Genomic DNA, 21,839 nt, shown 5'->3' with positions numbered 1-21,839 from the left:
TTACAAAAAAACCGATAACTTTTTTGAAATATCAAATAGTTATCGGTTATCTATATTTTATTCTCAGTTATTTTACAACCTTATAATCAGAGTTAGTAAACAAATGTTAGACCTGCACTCCATCCCATATCACTATCGTAATGCGAGGATAGCTGCAACCATTTCTGAAGTATATAACTAAGTCCCAATCGGTATTCCCGATCCGTATTCACCATAAAATTACCTCTTATTCTCGGCGTTATCGGAATATCCTCACGCTGTAATACTAATCTTACCTTACCATTCTGATCCACACTTGCATCTGCTGTTACCAGCCATGGCAGGATATATTGGAAACCGGCGGTAAATACATGTCGGTTATTGTGTTTTGCCAACTGATTGAACATTGTTCTTCTGGCATCTCCAGATTCCCGGTCCCTGCTTCTGGTCTGGAATCCAACATACGGATATAACCATTGGAATTTACCTAAATAACGTCCAAATCTTACTTCAGCTTCCATACCATCTGTTTTTGTATATCCGGTATGCAATTCCCCTTGTAATTCATAACGGGCATCACCTACTCTTGCAGCTATATGTGAACTTCTTGATTCCAATGCAACAGTAGCTGTATTAGCCCACATATGGTTATCTTTCAGGAAGTCCTTCCAATCTTTCTTAGGATTGGTAAGATTGGGATTAGGTTTTGAATCTTCATAACTAAAGACTCTTCCCATTCCGGCCATCATGTGATACAATATATGACAGTGGAAAAACCAGTCTCCGTCCTGATTGGCCGGGAACTCTATTGTTACGGTCTCCATAGGCATAAGGTCCAGTACATTTTTTAACGGAGAATATTCTCCTTTGCTGTTGATTACTCTGAAATCATGTCCATGAAGGTGCATTGGGTGGCGCATCATAGAGTTATTGTACATTGTAATACGTACAATTTCTCCACGTTTAATCTTTATTTTATCAGTTTCTATAACTGTTTTATTATCCAGTGACCATACATAACGGCGCATGTTCCCTTCCAGTGTGAATTTTAGTTCTTTTACCGGAGCATCTGTAGGTAATGATGTCATTTCTGTAGATGCCAGCATATCATAATTCAGGGTAACAGGTCTTTGTTTCGGCATATCAGCCATATTATGACCAGCATGTTCATCTGCTTTAGAATCTGAAAGCTGTAACGGAGTATCTTCATTTTTATTCCCCATATCATGTCCGGCATGCTCATCTGCTTTGGAGTCTGAAAGTTTTAATGGCATATCACTTGCGGAATGATCTTCTTTTTTAGGCTTAACCTTTTTCGGAGGATTCATCATGTCTTTCAGATGCTGCATTGTAGCTTTTCTTTCTTCTTCGGGAACTTCAGGATACATTACTGAATTAGCATCCATCTTTTGTAATCCCATTTTCATGTTCATCGGCTTCATATCCCCGTTCATCTTCATCATGTTGTTCATACTTTTCATCCCTTCAAAAAGCATCAGTCTTTTTAGTTCAGGAGCTTCAACTTTTTCTCCTTCACCCAGCCATAATGATGAATGTCCAGTTCTGTCTTCGGAAGTTGCCCGAAATTCAAAACTTTTATTCTCAGGAATTGTGACCTCTACATCGTAAGTTTCAGAAATTCCCACAATCAGTTTATCAACTTCTACAGGTTCTACATCGTTACCATCATTTCCTACTACCGTTATTTTTCCTCCACCATATGTAAGCCAGAAATAAGAAGAAGCACCTCCATTTGCAATTCTCAATCTTACCTTGTCACCTGCCTTCAGGTTTTTATAAGAAGTCGAAGGTTGTCCATTCAGCAAGAATTTATCATAATAGACATCGCTGATATCCATAGCCTCCATTCTTTTCCATTCGTTTTTCAGCTTAGTAAAGAAATTTCCGGAAGCAATAGCCTCTGAGTAACTTTGTACTGATTTCTTTTTTATCGCATACCAGTCAGCTACTCCCATCTGTAACCTCCGCATTACCTGATGCGGATGTTCGTCTGTCCATTCACTTAGCATTACAGGAATATCTGCCTGAACCTTCCGGTCAGCTTCGGTTTCACCTCTTTTCCGGAAAACCAACATTCCATACATTCCCATTTGTTCCTGTAACTTCTCATGTGAATGATACCAGTATGTACCGTTCTGTGAGATTTTAAACCTGTAGACATAGGTTTCACCAGGTTTTATGGGTTTCTGGGTAAGAAAAGGAATACCATCTTCTTTATTCTCCAACATTACGCCATGCCAGTGAAGTGCTGTATTTTCTTTTTTCAGTCTGTTATGCACATGGATTTCTGCAGTGTCTCCTTCTGTGAAATACAATGTAGGAGCTGGTAACTGACCGTTAATAGCAAAAGCATGACCGTGCTTTCCGGTAAAATTAACCATAGAGTCACTTACATAAAGATCATAACGCACAATCTTACCTTCAAAATTCACCAGTCCATTCTTAGGATTCCTTTTCAGGTCCATATCTTCCTGTATCTTCTTTTCCTCTTTCATGGGCACCAGCTCCATTCCGCATTTAGGACATTTTCCGGGTTTATCACTTACCACTTCAGAATGCATAGGACAGGTATATTTCTGTACTGTAGCACTTTGCTGTAAGTTGGTTTTTTGTCCGGAGTTTCCCTCATGCTGATGCTGTGCCTGTGAAAGGCTAAAGCCTGACACAAACAATATCAACAATAATTTCCTCATTTGTTTACTTTTTAATTTCAGATTTTACTGAACCACAAGTAAGCATAGAGTTGCCATAATAAGGATTTTTAATCTCCTTCTCGTCACTCAGCCATTGTCCTTTTGCCATAGGACAATATTGTACATAAACAGGAGTTGAGGAAACTTTGAAGTGATTGGCTATTGCAGCCATATTATCGGAAAGATTGAAGAAATAATTTCTTTGTGTTGACAGATTTTTTGCTTCTATAATAGCGCCTGCATCTTTTCTCAGTTTATTTACATTATCTTCTGATAGTACTTTAAAATCAACCGCAGATGCCGATTGTAAGAATACTTTTGCAGCAGCAGAAGCTTTTGCAGTATCATCCTGAGTTAAGGCATCTTTTATAGCGATATAATTATGGTAAAGTTTTTCAATCTGAGTGTTTGACTTTTGAGCAAAAGCGGTGATAGAAGCAGCCGAAAATAAAAGGCTTAAAAATAATTTTTTCATGTCTGTTGAATTTAGATTTTTATAAAATTTGAATTAAAAATAGCTATGCATACATAGCATTACTGGATACTGCTTCAATTAAGAAACAGCTGTTTTAATCAAATTCTATAATCTAAAATTACAGTTCAGTATAAAAATAGGAAGTTGCCGCAGCTCTGGCGGTGCATTGCTTAGATAATCCTGTCCTTTCTCTTCTTCAGAAAACAATACATTCTGACTAATAAAAGAAACTTCAGGCAGCAATGCAAATGATGAGGCCAGTTGTAACTGTAGCAATTCTGCATTTTTAGCTACATCGGTTTTTACAAGCTCCAGTTTTGTTTTGCAACAATCCGGAGTCTTTACAACTTTACATTCGTCGGGTGAAGAAACTGGCGGTGTATGATTCATACCACACGTCATAACTTCCTCTATACAATAATGCATTTTCACTACTGCACCGGAGGATACCGCAGAGTAGAAAAATGCTAATAATATGAGAATGGTTTTCTTCATGACCTTGACAAAGTTATATATATTTTTTTATCTCAACTTATATTTTTCTGGATTAATGTTAACAATAGCTACACAAACTGCTGCTATAAGTAAAACCATGAACTGAATCAACACAAAGTTCCAGCCGCCATAATGCCAGCAGTTAACGCCTAAAACGGTTCCTAAAGCTCCACCGATGAAATAACATGTCATGTAAACCGTATTAATCCGGCTGTTGGCTGACTCATCTAATGTATAGATTGTCGCAATATTGGTAATTTGCATGGCTTGTACACCAACGTCCATTATAAATACAGAGAATACAATCATCCATATATTTGATGGAAATACCATCATCAGGATCACTGAAGCGACTACAACCAAAATACTGTAGAGAATACCACGGGCAGGACTTCCTTTGTCGGCCATTCTCCCAACAATGGGAGCTAATAAAGCTCCACCCAGTGCAACGATACCTAACAGCCCTATTTTATCACTTTTCAGAAAAAATGGTTCTCCTGTAAGGTGAAATGTAATTGTAGTCCAGAATGAGCAAAAAACACCAAATACCAATGCTCCTATAATGGATAATCTTCTCAGTTTTGGGAAACGCTTATACTGTGCAATGGTACTTTTCAGTAACTCCCCATAAGTTCCATTAAATTGTGTTCCTACATTGGGAAGGATAAAATGTATTAAAACCATCATAAGCATTATGACAAAAGCCGATATCATATAGATAGACTGCCATCCCCATAATCTGGCACTATAGCCGCTGACAACTCTGGCCAGAAGGATTCCGGATAGTAACCCGGTAAAAACCATTCCAACTATTTTACCTTTATTTTCGGTTGCCAAAGTTGCCGCCATAGGCATAACAACCTGAGCAGCAGCTCCCATTGCTCCTATAATCAGGCTCATAAGATAGATACCATAAAGATTATGGATCAGCGCCATTCCAAATAATGCTAGAACTAGGACAAAAAGCATTAGCAGGATTAATTTTTTCCGGTTCATCTTATCACCATAAGGTGTAATGAAAAAAAGACCCAGACCATAGCCTGCCTGAGCCAAAGCCGGAAGAAGTCCAACCTCGTTTTCGGATTTGTGTAAAGATTTGGATACCTCATCCAGAATAGGCTGTACATAATACAAACTGGCGACACTAACACCAGCAGTAATGGCCATAATCAAAATCTGTAATCGGGATAATCCTTTTTGTATGCTATTTTCCATGCTGCAAATTTAAATCATATGCCATAAAAAAATCCCTTTAGTAGGGATTTAGACAATCTATTATATAAAAGATACAAGTATTAATTTTGTGGTGAATAAATCATCAGATTGCGGTAATGTTCTTTGAATCCTTTATTCAGGTATAATAACAGAGCATTTTTGTTATGCCTTTCAATTTCCAGCATTACAACTTTTAGCCCCTGCTCTTTGGCAAAATCTTTTACAAAGTCTACTGCCAGTTTACCATAACCTTTACCTCTAGCTTTTTCATTCAGGAAAAGTTCATCCAGAAAAGCTATTCTTCCTCCGAACTCAAAACTGAATATATAAGTCAGGATTACATATCCAATCACCTCATTTCCTTCATTGTACATAACAAAAGCACTTCCCAAATCCGGGTTTTGTACAAACTGGTGGAAGTTCGATCTGGTAAGATCTTCGTTAAAAGGGTACTGATCGATTGCATAAAACTCGCGCATCATTGTTACCATTTCTTCTATTTGTCCTTCATCCAGTTTTCTGAAAAATTGATGTTCCATAAATAATCTGTTTGTAACAAAGATAAGCAAAGCTTTCTCAAGAATCAATTTCCAGATCGTAGTTATCCAATAGGCCGACAAGATTGTGTGCTGAAAACTTCGCTTTTTTTACTTTATTTTTTGACAGATCAACAGAAAAATATTTTGCTGTCCGGAAATCTGTCCGCTCTAATATACTTCCTGAAAATACAGACCCCGACAGATCACTATTATCAAAAACAACATAGGAAAGGTTTGTATCACTAAAATCAGTTTCTATAATTCTGCAGTTTTTAAACAGCGTTTTGGCAATATTTTGCTGATAAAAGGATGAATGCAAGATCTGACAATCCTCGAAACGAAATGATAAACCAAAAGGATTGCAGTTTTCGAAATGCAGCCCCATGAGCTTACAGTCGTTAAACTTTACGTCCTTGAAGCTTGTTCTGCCAAATTTTGTAAGGCTAAAATTACAGTTCACAAACTGGCATTCCGTAAATGAAACTGAGAATAAATCTGTTTCGGAAAAATCACAATTATTAAAGCTACAAAATTCATAATCGCCTTTTGGCAAAGGAGTATCTCTAAAGTTGATTTTTTCGAAAGTTTTATCGAGTTCGTAAACGGACATTGGGCATAAATTTTAAGAAGTCACAAGTTAATGAAAATACCAAAGAAAAGTGCAACCTGTACAGGCTGCACTTCCAGATCAAAACATCTCATTTTTTTTGGTTCAACAAAATAAAAAAGGTTTGCCGACGTGCAAACCTTAATTTTTTTCAAAATTTATATTCTCAGATACAATTATGTCGATGAATAATTTCACTTTCTTATTTTCAACATCTTAAAGTTAAGAAAAAAAATATTCTGTTGGTATGAATCAATGTTAATTTTTTGCAATATTTAAATTATCTGTATCCACTTTGTCTTCCTTAATATTTCCAACATAAATATATATGAACACGGCTATAAGGAGTAAGAAAAGATAGAAACTGTTCTTTAGCAAGTCCGGATAACTAATGGTATTTTTACTATAACCCGTAAGGATAAGTATCTGTGCACCATAAGGAATAATCCCCTGTACAAAACACGAAAATGTATCCAGAATAGAGGCTGTCACTCTTGGTTTAATCTTATATTCTTCGGTAATTTTTTTGGACACTTTTCCGGTAATAACAATAGAAATAGTGTTGTTTGCTGTTGCTGCATCGGTTACGCCTACAAAGGTTCCGATTCCTAATAAAGCAGATTTTGGCCCGTTTATTTTACTCCTGATCAGTTTTAGAAGGTTGTCTATACCACCGGCTTTTTCAACCATAGCAGCCAGCCCACCTGTAAGTAAGGAAAGCAGGAATATTTCAGTCATACTGGTAAATCCTTCATATACCTTTTTACCAAAATCCAGAAAGCTGAAATCGTGGTAAATAAAACCAAAAATACCGCTTAGTACAATACCAATAATCAATACAAAAAACACATCCAGCCCAAAAAATGCCAGTACAATAACGGCAAGATAAGGAATAACCAGTACAGCGGAGGACAAATTAACAGGAGTAGCGGTATGCGCAACTTCATTAGTCCCTGCTCCTACATAAATATAAATAAAGAATGCTATAATAGCTGCTGGTAAGGCAAAGCCTATATTATTACGGAATTTATCCCGCATGTCGCAACCTAAAATCTGAGTGGCAGCAATAGTGGTATCCGAAATAATGGATAAATTGTCCCCAAACATAGCTCCTCCTAATAGTGCTGCTCCTACAACATTGATATCACAACCTCCGGCATTGGAAAGTCCAACTGCAATAGGGCCTAATGCCACAATTGTTCCGACTGATGTTCCGGAAGCGATTGACAAGAATGAAGCCACAAAGAAAATACCTGCCGGATAATATTGTGGAGAAAGATTATTGATCCCAATATTCACTATAGCATCTACACTTCCTATTGATTTGGAAACTGTAGCGAATGCTCCAGCCAATATGTAAATAATACACATGGTAAGAATATTCCGGTCTCCACAGCCTTCCAAAAAGGTAGAAGTCTTTTCTTTGATGGTTCCTTTAATGATAATGAAAGCTGCAATTATTCCCACAACAATAGCTATAGGCGATGGCAATGCATAAAAATCATTGTAATAAATTCCGGCTCCCAGGAATACCAGAATAAAGATAAGAAACGGGATTAGTGATCGTAAAGATGTGCTCTTTTGTGTCGTCATTCAATCTAATTTTTTAATTATTTTGATCAGCACACTTTCAGAAAATAGGGATGATTTCAACATTTTTTCCGGAAACGGCTTATCGATTTCAGCACCTTGCTTATTGTTGCAGGTTGCTACCCAAATTTTGGGGTTCTTGATAATTTTAGAGTGCAAATATAAATTTTTAATTTAAAAAGTGAAAAATAATTTGAGAATGTCATAAGAAAACGAGCCTGTAAGCTACTGAAATGCTTGCGTACAATCTTATGGGAGTAAATCAAAAAAACATAACTTTGATAAAAAAATAATGATGAAATATAACAGATGTGGCAGAAGCGGTGTATTACTTCCCGCAATATCATTGGGACTATGGCATAACTTCGGATCTGTAGATGTCTTTTCTACAGCTGAAGCTATTATCAAGACTGCTTTTGATAAAGGAATCACTCATTTTGACCTGGCAAATAATTATGGTCCTGTACCCGGATCTGCTGAAGAAAACTTCGGAAAGATCGTTAGCAGAAATTTCAATGGTTTTCTCAGAGATCAGCTTTTTATTTCTACTAAAGCGGGTTATACCATGTGGGATGGACCTTATGGTGACTGGGGGTCCAGAAAATATCTTATATCCAGTTTGGATCAGAGCCTGAAGCGTATGAATCTCGATTATGTGGACGTCTTTTATTCTCATCGCCCGGATCCTGAAACCCCAATAGAGGAAACCATGCAGGCACTGGATTTTGCAGTACGCAGCGGGAGAGCTTTATATGCAGGAATTTCTAATTATAATGCTGAACAAACACAGCAAGCAGCCAACATACTAAGAGAATTAGGCACACCATGTCTTATTCATCAGCCTAAATACTCTATGTTTGTACGGTGGACAGAGGAAGGCCTACTAGATGTACTGGAAGATAATGGTGTGGGCTGTATTGCATTTTCTCCTTTAGCTCAGGGACTATTAACAGATCGTTATTTAAAAGGGATTCCGGAAAACTCACGTGCAGCAAAAAGCCATGGCTTTCTTCAAAAAAATGATATTACCGAGGAAAAACTACAACAAATTACAGCTCTGAATAATCTGGCACAGGAAAGAGAACAAACACTGGCGCAAATGGCTATTGCATGGCTATTAAAAGATAAAAGGGTAACATCTGTACTTGTAGGAGCCAGTTCGGTTGAACAATTGCTACAGAATCTGGAAAGTATTAACAATCTCGATTTTTCCCAAAATGAATTACAAAGAATTGAAGAAATACTGAAAACAAAATAGCAAAATAGCCTGAGGCTGTCCTCAGGCTATTTTTATTTTTAAGTGGTAAGGTTAAATTAGAACCATTCTTTTTTACCTTGAATATACGTTCTGTCGAAATCTTCATCTGTTTTTGTTAAATAGATGATACCTTCCACAAAACCAATAATTCCAGCTACACCACATGTAACAACACTTGCAATAAGCTGGATGATTCCTGCTTTAGTATACCCTAAGTAGAACTTGTGAATTCCTAAATAACCTATTAAAATCCCTAAAATACCAGCTACTAGCTTTTTTTCAGATTTATAAGGAACCTGTTGATTGTAGTTTTGTTGTGTTGTCTCTTCCATAATTTTAATACTTGTGTTTATAATTTAATAATTAATTATTTGCTGTTTATTTACCAAACCCTGGCATTCCACCACCCATTCCCGGCATACCTTTGCCCATCATAGCCATTAACTGTTTTCCCTGAGGTCCCTGCATCATCTTCATCATTTTCCCCATTTGCTCGAACTGTTTCATTAGAGCATTTACATCCTCAAGTTTGCGTCCTGCTCCTTTAGCAATACGCTGTTTTCTGGACATATTAATTGTGCTTGGTCTTCTTCTTTCTTCCGGAGTCATAGACTGGATAATCGCTTCAATATGTTTAAAAGCATCATCATTGATGTCCACATCTTTTATAGCTTTTCCAACTCCAGGTAACATGCCTAGAAGGTCCTTCATGTTACCCATTTTTTTAATCTGCTGAATTTGCTTTAAGAAATCGTCGAAACCAAATTCGTTCTTAGCAATCTTCTTGTGTAGTTTTTTAGCTTCCTCTTCATCAAACTGCTCCTGAGCTCTTTCTACTAAGGAAACAACGTCTCCCATCCCCAGGATTCTGTCTGCCATCCTTTCCGGATAGAAAATATCCAATGCCTCCATTTTCTCACCGGTAGAAATGAATTTAATTGGTTTTTCTACTACCGAACGGATTGTTAATGCAGCCCCTCCACGGGTATCACCATCTAATTTAGTAAGAACTACACCGTTATAATTAAGGACATCGTTGAAGGCTTTTGCTGTATTTACAGCATCCTGACCCGTCATGGAGTCAACCACGAAAAGAGTTTCTGTAGGTTTTACAGACTGGTGAACGTTACGAATTTCGTTCATCATCTCTTCGTCGATAGCCAAACGCCCTGCGGTATCTATAATAATAACGTCGTGCTTGTTTTGCTTTGCAAATTCTATTGCATTCTGAGAAATCTGAACCGGATTAAGGTTGCCTTCTTCAGTATATACTGGAACTCCTGTCTGACCACCTAATACTTTTAACTGATCAATTGCAGCAGGACGATAAACGTCACATGCTACCAATAAAGGGTTTTTGCTCTTTTTCTTCTTCAGGAAATTTGCCAATTTCCCGGAGAATGTTGTTTTACCAGAACCCTGTAAACCGGCAATTAGTATAATTGTTGGTTTTTCGGAAAGATTAAGTCCTTCATTGGTTCCTCCCATTAAATCCACTAACTCATCGTGAACAATTTTTGTCATCAATTGTCCCGGAGTAATGGATGTTAAAACATTTTGTCCTAAAGCTTTATCCTGAACTCTTTTTGTAAGATCTTTTGCTACCTTAAAGTTAACATCGGCATCTACTAATGCACGACGAATTTCTTTAACGGTTTCGGCAACGTTAATCTCGGTAATCTTACCGCGTCCCTGGATATTTTGTAAAGCTTTATCTAGTTTGTCCTGTAAACTATTGAACATAATTAAATCTATTCTTTGGTAAGTTGCAAAAATAAGGAAAAGATATGAGATATAAAGTATGAAGTTGATATCAAGATACAAGACGCTAGATACAAGATGCAAGAAATAAGATAATAGACATTGGTCTTTTACTCTTATACATTACCTAATATTATAACAATAAGTTCCTAAACCTTCTGATTAGAGATCAGGCGCTGACAACCGATAACTATTAACTATTAACTGTTAACTAATACCTGTCAACCGACAACTGTTACCAAAAAACCTTTATATTTGTACCTGTCAATGGGGTGCCGTTAGTGGCTGAGATGATACCCAGGAAATTTTCCGCACCTGATCCGGATAATGCCGGCGTAGGGATCTGTCATCTCCTCATCAAAATGATTTATTACAATGATGCAGGAAATTATTCAACAAACAACATGGGTAGAATGGCTGGGTGTTATTCTTTCAATTTTTCAGGTCGTTTTATCACGACAAAATAATCCTATAAACTATCTCTTCGGTGTTGTAAGTATTATCCTTACACTAATCGTAATGTTTAATGCGAAACTGTATGCCGAGTTTACACTCAACCTTTATTATCTTGTGATGAGTATCTATGGCTGGATTTACTGGAAATATGGAAAAGCCCGACATGAAACACCGATTTCTTATACAGACAATACAGATAAGCTAAAAACTGCAGGTATTGTTGTTTTTAGTTTTGGAATTTTCTATTTCGCTCTTACCCATTTCACCAATTCGGATGTACCCATATGGGATGCCAGCGTAAGTGCTTTTGCATGGGCTGGTATGTGGTTGATGGCTAAACGTAAAATTGAAAACTGGATATTATTGAACGTCAGTAACCTGATTTCAATTCCTTTGATGGTTCACAAATCGCTTTACCTGTATGCTATCTTGAGCGTTATTCTATTCAGTGTAGCTGTTTCGGGGTATTTTAACTGGAGAAGGATATTCAGGGAAAGTAAAATAAGTCAATAAATTTATAGAAATATAATATACCTACACTATATATTACAAATAGTAACTATAGCTAAGGGTTAATTTACCTGCTTCTTAGAATACCGGATAAAGCTTCCTGGATTTCGTCTTCGTCTTTCAGCTTTACCAAAGCTTTTATTTTACCATAAGCACCGGAGTCAAATTCCAGTACTTTGGCATTGTATTTATTCAGAATAGTAAATACCTGATTCTGGTGGCTGAAGTCAAACTCCAGATTTAATACCTTTTCGAGTTCTTTGGTTATCATTTCTGCAAAGCTCAACAGCTCTTTGGCTGATTCTTTGTAGATTTTCACCAGTCCGCCAACACCAAGCTTGGTACCACCATAATAACGCACCACAACTAATAGTATATTGGTTACATCGTGTCCCAATAATTGATTATAGATTGGCAATCCTGCACTTCCGGAAGGTTCTCCGTCGTCATTTGCACGGTAATTCTCACCTTTCAGTCCTAATCTGAAAGCATAACAGTGATGTGTTGCCTTAGGATGCAAAGTTTTTACTTCTTCCAGCCGTTTTTTCACATCATCTTCATCCAGAACCGGATAAGCATAGGAAATGAATTTACTCCCTTTTTCTTTAAGAGTAATATCTAAAATTGGTTTGGCGATCGTATTATAACTGTAATTGGATTCCAATATTATTTGTTTCTGTAAATCTTTAACTGATTATCTCTTAGTTGTTCAATAGTCTGAGCTTCATGCTGTAGCTTTGATGCTTTGGTTCCTTTATTCAGAAACAGATTCTCTGCTTTGAATACCCACGCTTCATCCCATAGATTACTTTCTATAAATTGATTTAGGGTATAAGCACCACCTTCTATAATAACAGACTGTATCTGATGTTTATATAAAACAGGCATAAGATCAGACAGAAATTTATCTCCAAAATCAGCTTTCAGCCAATGAATATTACCTTCTGATTTTTCTTCTATTTCATTTATGATAAAAGTTACAGCCTCATTGTTGAATGCCTTATAATCTACAGGTACTTTCAGTTCTCTGTCTAAAATAATACGTACCGGATTATTCCCGCTTACTTCTCTTACCGTAAGCCCGGGATTATCGTTCAATACTGTTTTTGTACCTACCAGAATGGCCTGTTCATCTGCACGAAGCTGGTGATTCTTCTGCTGAGAAAGTGCATTACTAATGGCATACGGTTGAAAATCCTTATCCATAAATCCATCTGCAGATTCAGCCCATTTCAGAATAATATAGGGACGCTGCTTACGATGATACGTAAAAAAACGCTTATTTAATTCATCACATTCTGCTTCCAAAATCCCGGTTATTACTTCTGTTCCGGCAGCTTCAAGAATTGCTTTTCCCTTTCCGTTTACTTTGTCATGCGGATCCATAGAGCCTATAACAACTCTTGGAATTCCCTGTTCTACAATCTTTACAGCACAAGGAGGTGTTTTTCCATAATGCGCACAAGGTTCCAGCGTTACATATATTGTACTGTCTTTCAGTAGTTCTTTATTCTCTACAGAATTAATCGCGTTGATCTCTGCATGAGGTTCTCCTGCTTTATGATGCCACCCCTCTCCTATTATCTTACCGTTGGATACAATAACACTGCCCACCAGCGGATTAGGATAAGTATTTCCTAAAGCTTTTTTTGCCAACTGCAGTGCACGCTGCATGTAAATGTAATGTTCTTCCATATTTAATAAAAAATCCAACATTGACAGAAACATCAATGTTGGACAGTTATATTTTTAATGATCTTACTCTTCTGTCGGCTTATCCTCTTTTTCCTCGGAGGTATCTGCTTTTGGTTGATCGTGTTCTGTTATAATCTGATGTAATTTGGAGCGAAGTCCTTCCAATTCTTCTTTTTTAGCATCCAGACTATCATAAGTAGCCTTTAGCAAAGGATTTTCTCTTGTTGGATTAGTAAAGAAGGCCAGATTATTTTCCAGTTTGGAGACTTCCGATTCCATATCCGAAATCTGATTTTTAATCTTACGTGCTTTGTCAGTAAGTTGGGTTTCGGAAAGGTTACCATCTGAAAGTTCGTAATCTTTCATTCTGTTCAGCCTCATCTTACTTCTAAGTGCTTTATTAAATTCAGTATTAATGTTGATTTTATCACGTGGTACTTTACCAATGGCATTCCATTCGTTTTTGATTCTGTTGATTACTTCAGCACTATTTTCTCCCTCCTCGATATCCTTAAGTTCATCCAGAAGTGCTTTTTTCTTTTTGTAATTAGCCCTCCAGTCATCCGTACCAGCGTCTCCTTTTTCACGGAACTTGGCAAAGAAATGATTACATGCATCACGGAATTCGTCCCATACTCTGTTGGACTGGCTTCTTGGTACATGACCAACAGCTTTCCATTCTTCCTGAAGTTTTTTAAATAAAGGTACTGCAGTATCCCAATCTTCAGAATCCTGATTGTCTTTTGCGGTCTGAATCAACTGTAACTTTCTTTCAAGATTCTCCTGTTGATTCTTTTTTAGCCCTTTATAGAAATTGTTTTTTGAAGCATTAAATGCACGAAGTGTTTCTTTAAAATCTGTCCAGTTCTGATTAGAAAGTTTTTTCGGAACACTTCCTAGTGAAATAAATTCATTCCTTAGTTCCTCTACTTTTTTAATAGCCGACTGCCAGTACGAATGTGCTGGTTCTTTTTCAGGATTAGAAAGTTTTTTAAGTTTTTCTATAATCTCATTTTTCTTCTCCAGATTAATTTTCTGATCGCCTTCGATCTGTGCAAATAATTCTGCTTTTCTCTGGTGGATAATATTGGAAATCTCTTTAAACTCGTCCCAGGTGCTGTCTCTGAATTCTTCAGCTACAGGCTCTGCTTCTTCTTTCCATAATTTATGAAGATACTGGAGTTCATTTAATGCTTTCTGTACTACAGGCTCGTCTTTAAGCTCCTTTGCACGTGCAATAATATGCTGTCTCTTTTCCAGGTTATGTGCATATTCCTGCTCACGGTATTCTTTATTTAGATCCAGCATCTGATAAAACTGATTCAGATGGTGGAAATAATCATTGCTAAGTGTTTTAAATTCAGACTTAGCTACCTGTCCAGCTTTCTGCCATTCATCTTTAACTTCTCTTATTGCTTTAAAAAGATTAGTTCCTGCTTCAGTATTGGTATACAGATTTTTAAGCTTTTCAATAATAGAGCGTCTCTGTAACAGATTTTCTGCCTGTTCCTTCTCTACTTCTTTGTGGTAGCTTTCCTGTTTTTCTTTAAAAATATTGGAAAGTGCATTGAATTTTGATCTTAATGGCGACTGGTATTCAAAATTATCAGGATCTCCTCCATCTGCAATATATGCTTCCTTTTTATCTTTTAATTCTTCTTCCCATGCTGCATTGAAAGCATCGCGAAGTTCTCCGAATTTTTTAGTCTGTGAACCTGCATTTGCGGAGTTTACAATATTTTCGGCTTCCTTAGCTATGTCTTCCATAGACAAATGCGTGTAATCTTCTGCATGAAAATCATGATCAGTATCTTCGTCGTGATCTGCAACATGCTCATGATGTTCTGCAGCCTGACCAGCCTGCTGAGGATGTTCAGTGGATTGATTTGCCTTTAATTCTTCATTCTGATTGTTGTCTATTGAAGCCATAACAAGTCTTTTTTAAAAATACGTAATGTTTCCATTACCTTTAATTGCTATAAATGTATTGTATTTTTAGTCTAAATTCCAAATTTCCCATGCTTTTTCTGCCTGTTGTTCAAGCATATAATAGCCATTTACTGTTTTTGCTCCTTTTTCAGCAGCATTTTTTATGAATTTGGTATAATTGGGATTGTAGATTAAATCGATGATAAGGTGTTGTTCAGAAAGCCCCTCAAACGGAAATATAAGGCAATCTTCAACATTTGGAAAAGTACCAACCGGAGTGGTCTGAATAATTAATGTATGCTCTTTTACAATTTCCGGAGTTAGCTTATCAAAATTCAGTTCCGACTTCCTGGAAACTGTTTTATGAGCAATATTATGCTTATCCAATACATATTTCACTGCCTTTGCAGCTCCCCCGTCTCCTAAAATAAGGGCTGAAGTATGATAATCTTTTTTATGGGCAAGTAAAGTCTTCTCAAAGCCAAAAGCATCTGTATTGAAGCCTTTTCTTCTACCATCAGCAAGAACCTTTACAGTATTTACAGCTCCTATCTGTTTTGCCTCATCACTTAATTCGTCCAGAAAAGAGACAACCTGTTCTTTATAAGGAATAGTAACATTAAAACCTCTCACATCTGGATCTTCTAACAACTTAGCAACTCCTTCAATCTGCTGCAGATCGAATAAATCGTAAGTATAAGTAGGAAGCATAAGCTTTTTGAATTTCTGTTCAAAATGATGCTTGGAGAATGAATAAGAAATATTTTTACCGATTAATCCTAGTTTCACAGGTTTTTCCATACATCAAAGTTAGGGAAAACACAGGGAATAATGAAACACTATTTTTAAAGTTAATAGTTGATTCTAATCAGTTTTAAAATTCTTAAAACTTACGGATTATATAAAAATGATATTCTAGCTTCTTAGCTGGCGTTTGCTCCCTCTGGAGAATATCCAGGAAATAATTATTCCAAATAAAAGCGCTGTAGCAGCTACAATAAGATAGTTTTGCCATTCGATCTTTACAGGGAAAGGTAATGCTGCTGTTGCTTTAAAGAAACCAAAATGCTGCTGCAAATAGCAGATAAGAGAACCTAGGACTAATCCTACCGACACACCGAATATCACAATAAGTATTCCGGTATTAAAGTAAACTCTTCTGAGTTTTGCCATAGACATACCCATTGAAATAAGGGATTTTGCCTGCTCTTTTTTATCCAGCTGAATAATAATAATGGCTCCTGCAAGATTGAAAGTCGTTATGAAGATCACCAACCCAAAGATTAAATAAATCATTAGTTTCTCGGTATTGATCATCTTCCAGAAAGCAGCATTTTCTTCAGCTTTGGTTTTCATCATCAGCGCGCTTCCCAATTTTTCCATCAGGCGTTTTTTTACCTCATTGGCTTTTGTAGGATCTTTAAGCTTTATAACAACTGAATAAGCTGTATTTTTAGGCATTCCAAGCAGTTCGGCAGACAATTCCAGCGGAGCTACGATATAACTGGCCATTTGGCTATTGGTAAACACGCCTGTTGTAAAAAAGTTTTTTTTGTTGAAAATATCAGCTTCTTTACTGATAAGTCCTACACCCGGACGCGGCATCAGGATCTGAGCATAATCATCTTCAGAAGCTACCGGAATCTGCAGTCTGTTGTTCAGCTGAGTTTCCATAATAACTTCGTTGGAATATTTAAAAGACGGATATTTCCCGTAAAATACTGTTGAGTCTATAGGATTTACCTTCGTATAGGCGGAGTCTACTCCTCTCAGATAAACAATTTCTCCGTTTCCTTTGTAGTTAATGTAAGCTTTCTCTTCTATCACCTTAGAAAAGTGTGCGATCTCTTGCTCTTTTGATAAGATCCCTGTAATTTTAGCAATATCCGGAATTGCTTTTCCTTTTTCCGGAGATAATGTAAGATCGGCATGAATATCCGAAATCATTTTTTTATTAAGCTCAATAAGCCCTGAAAAAACAGAAACAATAATAAACATTGCCGCTACCGCTACCATCATAGCAAATGCAGACAGACTTGTAATAAAACTCACTGCCTGACTTCCTTTCTTAGAAATCAGGTAACGTTGTGCTATATAAAACGGAGTAGATTTCAACTCTTATAAAACAGGATTATCGCCTTCGCCTTTTAATTCTTTTTCTATACGCTCTGCATCATCCAGCGAAGTATCCAGAAAGAAACTTAGCTGAGGAATAATACGAACCTGCTTCCCCATCTTTTGTCCCATAAAGTTGCGGTAAGCAGCTTTATTTTCTTCAATCTCTTTCATAATATTCTTTCTGAGCTCCGGTGGAAAAATACTCAGGTATATTTTAGCCACTCCTAAATCTGCTGTTACCCGTACACCGGAAACAGTAATTAACAGGTTTTGCCCTGCGTTTGCAGCCTGCTGTCGAAAAAGTTCTGCTAAGTCTTCCTGTATAAGTTGTGCTACTTTCCTTTGTCTGTTACTCTCCATAATGCTGCAAATTTACTATTTTTGTTTGAATTGGAGTGTTTCTTATTTATGAATAAGCCCGACTCCCTTATAGCAACAATTATAGCAAAATAACAAAAACTTATGCTGGACAAAATTGAACATCTCGGTATTGCCGTGAAAAGTCTGGAAACTTCAGACTCTCTTTTCGCTAAACTTATAGGTAAAGAAGCTTATAAAATGGAGGAAGTAGAACGCGAAGGAGTAAAAACAAGCTTTTACAAGATTGGCGAGAGCAAAATCGAATTACTGGAAAGTACACGTGAAGATAGTCCTATCTCAAAATTCATAGAAAAAAAGGGTGAAGGTGTCCATCATATTGCCTTTGGAGTCGGCGATATCTATGCTGAAATAGAAAGATTAAAAAAAGAAGGCTTTGAATTTATCTCCGAAGAACCAAAGGATGGTGCTGATAATAAGATCGTTGTATTCCTACACCCTAAATCTACTAACGGAATACTGATAGAATTGTGCCAAGAAAAGCGCTAAAAGTTTGGTGTTTTCTAATTTTTTATTAAATTTGCACACCAATAAAAAACAAAGGCTTTTAAGCCCTGAGTTTTAGGCCCTATAACTCAGTTGGTTAGAGTAGCTGACTCATAATCAGCAAGTCCTTGGTTCGAGCCCAAGTGGGGCCACCCTTAAAAAAGCACTTACAGTAATGTAGGTGCTTTTTTTATTGATAAAATACAAGTTCTTTCGAGATAAAAACAAGAAGGAAAATTTATAAACATCTTTATGTATAAACTTTATCTCAAAAAGTTCCGATTTTTTAGAACCAAGTCACCGCCTCACACATTTTAATTCAAGAGAGTTCCATTACTTTTTTAAAGGCAATAAAATAGAGCTGTTTTTAATTTTTTCTATGGAATATATAAGAAAAAAATGATACTATTTAAGTAAGTCAATTTCAATAATATTATTATTTGATTTAAAATCTTTCTTTCTTTTTTCATCAGCATTTTTTAAGAACGTATTTCGGTCTATTTCTTTGCCGTCACTCCCGATATAAGTATTAGTTTCAGCACCTCTTGTAGTAATATCATTGATTTCATAAGCTGATAATTTTCTGTTCTGTATAAATAGTTTCCTATATTGTTCTTCACTAATAGGCTTGTATCTACTTTTGTTTATATTTAATATCGTTGATTGATTTAATTTCTTTATTCCTATAAATTGAAAAGAATGACTTCCAGTTTCATCATTAATCTTTAATATTAGACCTGGTAAAGCGTTAAATTTATATGGTCCATCCTGAATTGGAATATCAGTTGTATACCATGCAATCCAGTTTCTACCATACATAGATGTTTTAGCTTTTTTAACATTATAATTATTAAATATTTCAGAATCTGGTAATAAAGTCCAATTTATTTTTCTATTGTCAGTAACATTGAATACTCCTCCTTTAACAGAAGTTAAAACACTCGGCGGATTTAATCCTTTTTTTATTATAATGTCAGATATTTTGGTGGCGTTTTTTATGAAAAAAATAGGATCAGGTCTTGTTATCATTTTTGCCAAGGCAGAGTCTCGTTGATAGGTTTTATAGCTTAGATATGTAGAAGTATTTTTATAAATATCTAAAATCATAATATCTGATTCCTTATTTTCTTTGGATAAACTATCTCTGATAAACGTATATTCATAGAATACTCTATAATTTTGAGTGAAAAATAATAAAGGACTAAAGAATAATAATATTTGTAATGTAAATTTCATAAAATCTAATTATAAAAATGTTCCGTCACTACATGTGTATGAATTACTACATTTCCTGATTCTCACCCCATAACAATTAATATAGTAATCTCCGTTAAAATTATAAGAGTCCTCTATTAATAGTACCCCCAATTGATTTCTGTAGGTATAAGTTTCCATATTTGAACAATCACCGATTGGCAACCATCACTAAATTCTTTACTAGCTATATTATTAAAGATTTTTACCTACTATTTTTTTTCCGTTTATATAAATTTAATGATTAAATATTTCGAATTTAATTACTTTTTTCGAATAATTTATTCCCATCATAGATTTTGTTAAATTATATAAAGCCCCGATTTTTCGGAGCTTTACCAAATCACATTCAGAAAATATCTTTTTCCCTTTCGATATAATAAATGTAAATCAGATATCATTATAACTTTTACGGGAAATCGTAACAAAATTTAAACAGTTATTCTAAAAAAGAAACCCGGCAACTCGTGCCGGGAAACATCTCTTATTTTAATTTTAGTAAAAAATATAAAAATTCTACTTCAAATAATCTGTAGTATTCACAAGTTCATATTTAGGGCTGCGTTTCATAAATTCATTGAGAAAAGCTGTATGGGTCGCCCCCATAATAATAAATATTCTGTCATCTTTTGTAACGGGAATCTGATTTAAATTTGAAAAAATCCTTAGATTTCTTCTGTAAAATTTACTTGCTTCATCAGCGCCTTCAAAATTTCCTTTGGTACTGATATAGGTTAAAATATCCGCATTGATATTGATAAATTTTTCTAAGCTTTCATTAGAATTAAAGGTTTTTAGCTTATCCAATGTGGACAACTTTTCCATCGCAGCAAATTCTTTGTAAAGATCTTTTACATAATTTTTCGAAGTCAGGCTGTCTACCTGATTTTTCAATTCATTTCCGATATTATAATTATAAGCTGCTGTTGCCTGCTCATCGATACCATAAATCTTTTTCACGCCTGATATTTTGCCAACTTCATAGGCTATTAAAGCAACTTCCCCACCTATTTTAGTTTTATAAGCTTTGTCTTTTAAAAAGCCAGAATAGTCGTTATTCAATTCTTCATTTCTTTCAGGAACTATTTCCACACAAATTATTGTAGGTTTAAACTGCACCAGCATTTTAGCTACTTCATAAGTTTCAGATTTGCTTTTCCCATCATTCTGATCAAATTTCACTTTATGTTTATCTGGTGTATATACCATGTGAAAGGTTGCGAAATTTAAAACTTTCACTTTTTGTGCAGATAAGTTTGCACAAATAAAAATCCCAAGGATTAAAATACTTTTCTTCATTTTTAATTACAGTTTTTAGCATTCAATCCAACGGACAATATATTGACGAATAATTTTTTCAAATAATTCAAGGCTGTTTTCAAATCCTACTGATCCATATTTAATGATCATAAAACAGGATTCCCCTACATTTTTATCACTTCCCATATTTACAGCTCTAATCCCGCCAATAGCAGAAACCACAACTGCAATTATAAACAGATTTAGTAAAATTCGTTTCTTCATGTTTATTACTTATTATTTTGCCCAAAAATATTGTGGTTTATTTTGATAAATACTACACTTTTGTGTAGTTTTATGCAAATTCGAAAATCAGACACCGAAAATGGATTTTAACCCTTTGTTTTCGTCGAAAAACAGAATCGATAGTCTTACTGAAAAAGACTTATTACAACCACTGGATTATATAGAAATTGTAAAAGCTTTTTCGCGGGTTACCTACCAAAGCATTTATATCATCGACTATCAAACTAAAGCATTTGAATTCGTTTCGGACAACCCATTATTTCTTGCCGGGCTAACACCTGATCAGGTATTATCTATGGGCTACGACTTCTACCAAAAGTTTGTACCTGCTGAGGATTTACAAATGTTGATCAGTATAAACAATTCGGGGTTTGAATTCTATGAAAAAATACCATTGGAGGAGCGGAAACAATATGTTATATCGTATGACTTCCATATACAAAATGCAAATGGAAAATTTATTTTAATCAATCATAAACTAACACCTGTTTTTCTGACAGAAGAAGGAAAGATCTGGAAATCGATGTGTATCGTTTCTCTTTCTACAAATACTTCGTCCGGTAATGTGACTATAGGAAAACTAAATTCTGATTTGTTATGGGAACTTGATCTTTTGACTAATAAATGGATTGAACGTAAAAAGACAAATCTTACGGAACGGGAAACAGAAATACTGCGTTTCTATAATCAAGGTCTTAGTATTAATGAAATAGCTGAAAAAATATTTATCTCAGTAGATACTGTCAAGTTCCACCGCCGAAAATTATTTGACAAATTGGAGGTGAACAATATCAACGAAGCCTTGGCGTATGCTATAAATCACAAATTATTGTGA

General features: G+C 35.7%; 22 protein-coding genes, 1 tRNA gene and 1 riboswitch. Of the genes, 5 read left to right on the top strand and 18 right to left on the bottom strand.

Features of this window, described 5'->3' with window-relative positions; all coding sequences use genetic code 11:
- Positions 1–92: 92 nt before the first annotated feature.
- The 7 genes from BAZ10_RS05675 to BAZ10_RS05645 all read right to left on the bottom strand — a co-directional run bounded on the left by BAZ10_RS05675 (position 93) and on the right by BAZ10_RS05645 (position 7,617).
- A complete protein-coding gene (locus BAZ10_RS05675; RefSeq protein ID WP_078771239.1) occupies positions 93–2,693 on the bottom strand; it encodes a multicopper oxidase domain-containing protein in 2,601 nt (866 codons plus the stop codon).
- A gap of 4 nt (positions 2,694–2,697) precedes the next feature.
- Positions 2,698–3,168, bottom strand: a complete 471-nt coding sequence (locus tag BAZ10_RS05670; RefSeq protein ID WP_078771238.1) for a DUF3347 domain-containing protein — start codon at positions 3,166–3,168, stop codon at positions 2,698–2,700.
- 105 nt (positions 3,169–3,273) lie between these two features.
- On the bottom strand, positions 3,274–3,663 hold the full coding sequence (locus BAZ10_RS05665) for an HYC_CC_PP family protein (protein ID WP_078771237.1): 390 nt from the start codon (positions 3,661–3,663) through the stop codon (positions 3,274–3,276).
- A gap of 27 nt (positions 3,664–3,690) precedes the next feature.
- Complete coding sequence (locus tag BAZ10_RS05660) at positions 3,691–4,878, bottom strand: MFS transporter (RefSeq protein WP_185116411.1); 1,188 nt, start codon at positions 4,876–4,878, stop codon at positions 3,691–3,693.
- 80 nt (positions 4,879–4,958) lie between these two features.
- Entirely contained in the window at positions 4,959–5,417 is a 459-nt protein-coding gene (locus BAZ10_RS05655) for a GNAT family N-acetyltransferase (RefSeq protein WP_021347270.1), read from the bottom strand.
- Positions 5,418–5,454: 37 nt separating this feature from the next.
- Positions 5,455–6,027: a pentapeptide repeat-containing protein gene (locus BAZ10_RS05650; RefSeq protein WP_078771236.1), complete on the bottom strand. Its 573-nt coding sequence runs from the start codon at positions 6,025–6,027 to the stop codon at positions 5,455–5,457.
- 255 nt (positions 6,028–6,282) lie between these two features.
- On the bottom strand, positions 6,283–7,617 hold the full coding sequence (locus BAZ10_RS05645; RefSeq protein WP_078771235.1) for a Na+/H+ antiporter NhaC family protein: 1,335 nt from the start codon (positions 7,615–7,617) through the stop codon (positions 6,283–6,285).
- Between the two features lie 52 nt (positions 7,618–7,669).
- A riboswitch (SAM-I-IV-variant riboswitch) is annotated at positions 7,670–7,765 on the bottom strand.
- Positions 7,766–7,909: 144 nt separating this feature from the next.
- Here BAZ10_RS05645 and BAZ10_RS05640 point away from each other — a divergent pair.
- Positions 7,910–8,872 (top strand): aldo/keto reductase, encoded by a 963-nt coding sequence (locus BAZ10_RS05640; protein WP_078771234.1) that lies wholly within the window; start codon positions 7,910–7,912, stop codon positions 8,870–8,872.
- Positions 8,873–8,928: 56 nt separating this feature from the next.
- Here BAZ10_RS05640 and BAZ10_RS05635 read toward each other — a convergent pair whose 3' ends face one another.
- Together BAZ10_RS05635 and ffh are read right to left on the bottom strand one after the other, a co-directional pair.
- The gene (locus BAZ10_RS05635) at positions 8,929–9,204 is read right to left on the bottom strand and encodes a TM2 domain-containing protein (RefSeq protein ID WP_078771233.1); all 276 of its coding nucleotides are present in this window, start codon (positions 9,202–9,204) and stop codon (positions 8,929–8,931) included.
- 46 nt (positions 9,205–9,250) lie between these two features.
- Entirely contained in the window at positions 9,251–10,615 is a 1,365-nt protein-coding gene (gene ffh, locus BAZ10_RS05630; protein WP_009089839.1) for a signal recognition particle protein, read from the bottom strand.
- 393 nt (positions 10,616–11,008) lie between these two features.
- On the opposite strand from ffh, the gene pnuC reads away from it, so the two are divergent.
- A complete protein-coding gene (pnuC, locus tag BAZ10_RS05625; protein WP_078771232.1) occupies positions 11,009–11,602 on the top strand; it encodes a nicotinamide riboside transporter PnuC in 594 nt (197 codons plus the stop codon).
- A 64-nt stretch (positions 11,603–11,666) separates the two neighbouring features.
- On the opposite strand, the gene BAZ10_RS05620 is transcribed toward pnuC, so the two are convergent.
- The 6 genes from BAZ10_RS05620 to rbfA all read right to left on the bottom strand — a co-directional run bounded on the left by BAZ10_RS05620 (position 11,667) and on the right by rbfA (position 17,701).
- Complete coding sequence (locus tag BAZ10_RS05620; RefSeq protein ID WP_078771231.1) at positions 11,667–12,263, bottom strand: IMPACT family protein; 597 nt, start codon at positions 12,261–12,263, stop codon at positions 11,667–11,669.
- Positions 12,264–12,265: 2 nt separating this feature from the next.
- A complete protein-coding gene (gene ribD, locus BAZ10_RS05615; protein WP_078771230.1) occupies positions 12,266–13,327 on the bottom strand; it encodes a bifunctional diaminohydroxyphosphoribosylaminopyrimidine deaminase/5-amino-6-(5-phosphoribosylamino)uracil reductase RibD in 1,062 nt (353 codons plus the stop codon).
- Between the two features lie 30 nt (positions 13,328–13,357).
- Positions 13,358–15,223 carry a DUF349 domain-containing protein gene (locus BAZ10_RS05610; RefSeq protein ID WP_078771229.1) on the bottom strand — a complete coding sequence of 622 codons (1,866 nt, stop codon included), beginning with the start codon at positions 15,221–15,223 and terminating at the stop codon, positions 13,358–13,360.
- A 66-nt stretch (positions 15,224–15,289) separates the two neighbouring features.
- Positions 15,290–16,024 carry a shikimate dehydrogenase family protein gene (locus BAZ10_RS05605; protein ID WP_078771228.1) on the bottom strand — a complete coding sequence of 245 codons (735 nt, stop codon included), beginning with the start codon at positions 16,022–16,024 and terminating at the stop codon, positions 15,290–15,292.
- Positions 16,025–16,138: 114 nt separating this feature from the next.
- Positions 16,139–17,338 carry an ABC transporter permease gene (locus BAZ10_RS05600; protein WP_078771227.1) on the bottom strand — a complete coding sequence of 400 codons (1,200 nt, stop codon included), beginning with the start codon at positions 17,336–17,338 and terminating at the stop codon, positions 16,139–16,141.
- A gap of 3 nt (positions 17,339–17,341) precedes the next feature.
- Positions 17,342–17,701 carry a 30S ribosome-binding factor RbfA gene (rbfA, locus tag BAZ10_RS05595; RefSeq protein ID WP_078771226.1) on the bottom strand — a complete coding sequence of 120 codons (360 nt, stop codon included), beginning with the start codon at positions 17,699–17,701 and terminating at the stop codon, positions 17,342–17,344.
- A gap of 102 nt (positions 17,702–17,803) precedes the next feature.
- Between rbfA and mce the strand changes: the two genes are divergently transcribed.
- Together mce and BAZ10_RS05585 are read left to right on the top strand one after the other, a co-directional pair.
- The gene (gene mce, locus BAZ10_RS05590; RefSeq protein WP_078771225.1) at positions 17,804–18,208 is read left to right on the top strand and encodes a methylmalonyl-CoA epimerase; all 405 of its coding nucleotides are present in this window, start codon (positions 17,804–17,806) and stop codon (positions 18,206–18,208) included.
- 75 nt (positions 18,209–18,283) lie between these two features.
- A tRNA-Ile gene (locus BAZ10_RS05585) sits at positions 18,284–18,357 on the top strand.
- A gap of 253 nt (positions 18,358–18,610) precedes the next feature.
- Here the strand turns inward: BAZ10_RS05585 and BAZ10_RS05580 are convergent.
- From BAZ10_RS05580 to BAZ10_RS05570, 3 genes are all read right to left on the bottom strand, one after another.
- Positions 18,611–19,441 (bottom strand): GLPGLI family protein, encoded by an 831-nt coding sequence (locus BAZ10_RS05580; RefSeq protein WP_078771224.1) that lies wholly within the window; start codon positions 19,439–19,441, stop codon positions 18,611–18,613.
- A 534-nt stretch (positions 19,442–19,975) separates the two neighbouring features.
- Entirely contained in the window at positions 19,976–20,758 is a 783-nt protein-coding gene (locus tag BAZ10_RS05575; RefSeq protein ID WP_078771223.1) for a DUF5694 domain-containing protein, read from the bottom strand.
- Between the two features lie 15 nt (positions 20,759–20,773).
- On the bottom strand, positions 20,774–20,983 hold the full coding sequence (locus BAZ10_RS05570) for a hypothetical protein (RefSeq protein WP_078771222.1): 210 nt from the start codon (positions 20,981–20,983) through the stop codon (positions 20,774–20,776).
- 100 nt (positions 20,984–21,083) lie between these two features.
- Between BAZ10_RS05570 and BAZ10_RS05565 the strand changes: the two genes are divergently transcribed.
- Complete coding sequence (locus BAZ10_RS05565; RefSeq protein ID WP_078771221.1) at positions 21,084–21,839, top strand: response regulator transcription factor; 756 nt, start codon at positions 21,084–21,086, stop codon at positions 21,837–21,839.

Source organism: Elizabethkingia occulta (assembly GCF_002023715.1).
In the GTDB taxonomy this organism is placed as follows: Bacteria; Bacteroidota; Bacteroidia; order Flavobacteriales; family Weeksellaceae; genus Elizabethkingia; species Elizabethkingia occulta.
This window is presented reverse-complemented; position numbering and strand designations above follow the sequence as displayed.

Excerpts from the sequence above, each read along its gene's own strand:
- BAZ10_RS05675 (WP_078771239.1), bottom strand. The coding sequence starts at position 2,693 with ATGAGGAAATTATTGTTGATATTGTTTGTGTCAGGCTTTAGCCTTTCA.
- BAZ10_RS05670 (WP_078771238.1), bottom strand. The coding sequence starts at position 3,168 with ATGAAAAAATTATTTTTAAGCCTTTTATTTTCGGCTGCTTCTATCACC.
- BAZ10_RS05665 (WP_078771237.1), bottom strand. The coding sequence starts at position 3,663 with ATGAAGAAAACCATTCTCATATTATTAGCATTTTTCTACTCTGCGGTA.
- BAZ10_RS05660 (WP_185116411.1), bottom strand. The coding sequence starts at position 4,878 with ATGGAAAATAGCATACAAAAAGGATTATCCCGATTACAGATTTTGATT.
- BAZ10_RS05655 (WP_021347270.1), bottom strand. The coding sequence starts at position 5,417 with ATGGAACATCAATTTTTCAGAAAACTGGATGAAGGACAAATAGAAGAA.
- BAZ10_RS05650 (WP_078771236.1), bottom strand. The coding sequence starts at position 6,027 with ATGTCCGTTTACGAACTCGATAAAACTTTCGAAAAAATCAACTTTAGA.
- BAZ10_RS05645 (WP_078771235.1), bottom strand. The coding sequence starts at position 7,617 with ATGACGACACAAAAGAGCACATCTTTACGATCACTAATCCCGTTTCTT.
- BAZ10_RS05640 (WP_078771234.1), top strand. The coding sequence starts at position 7,910 with ATGAAATATAACAGATGTGGCAGAAGCGGTGTATTACTTCCCGCAATA.
- BAZ10_RS05635 (WP_078771233.1), bottom strand. The coding sequence starts at position 9,204 with ATGGAAGAGACAACACAACAAAACTACAATCAACAGGTTCCTTATAAA.
- ffh (WP_009089839.1), bottom strand. The coding sequence starts at position 10,615 with ATGTTCAATAGTTTACAGGACAAACTAGATAAAGCTTTACAAAATATC.
- pnuC (WP_078771232.1), top strand. The coding sequence starts at position 11,009 with ATGATGCAGGAAATTATTCAACAAACAACATGGGTAGAATGGCTGGGT.
- ribD (WP_078771230.1), bottom strand. The coding sequence starts at position 13,327 with ATGTTTCTGTCAATGTTGGATTTTTTATTAAATATGGAAGAACATTAC.
- BAZ10_RS05610 (WP_078771229.1), bottom strand. The coding sequence starts at position 15,223 with ATGGCTTCAATAGACAACAATCAGAATGAAGAATTAAAGGCAAATCAA.
- BAZ10_RS05605 (WP_078771228.1), bottom strand. The coding sequence starts at position 16,024 with ATGGAAAAACCTGTGAAACTAGGATTAATCGGTAAAAATATTTCTTAT.
- rbfA (WP_078771226.1), bottom strand. The coding sequence starts at position 17,701 with ATGGAGAGTAACAGACAAAGGAAAGTAGCACAACTTATACAGGAAGAC.
- mce (WP_078771225.1), top strand. The coding sequence starts at position 17,804 with ATGCTGGACAAAATTGAACATCTCGGTATTGCCGTGAAAAGTCTGGAA.
- BAZ10_RS05580 (WP_078771224.1), bottom strand. The coding sequence starts at position 19,441 with ATGAAATTTACATTACAAATATTATTATTCTTTAGTCCTTTATTATTT.
- BAZ10_RS05575 (WP_078771223.1), bottom strand. The coding sequence starts at position 20,758 with ATGAAGAAAAGTATTTTAATCCTTGGGATTTTTATTTGTGCAAACTTA.
- BAZ10_RS05570 (WP_078771222.1), bottom strand. The coding sequence starts at position 20,983 with ATGAAGAAACGAATTTTACTAAATCTGTTTATAATTGCAGTTGTGGTT.
- BAZ10_RS05565 (WP_078771221.1), top strand. The coding sequence starts at position 21,084 with ATGGATTTTAACCCTTTGTTTTCGTCGAAAAACAGAATCGATAGTCTT.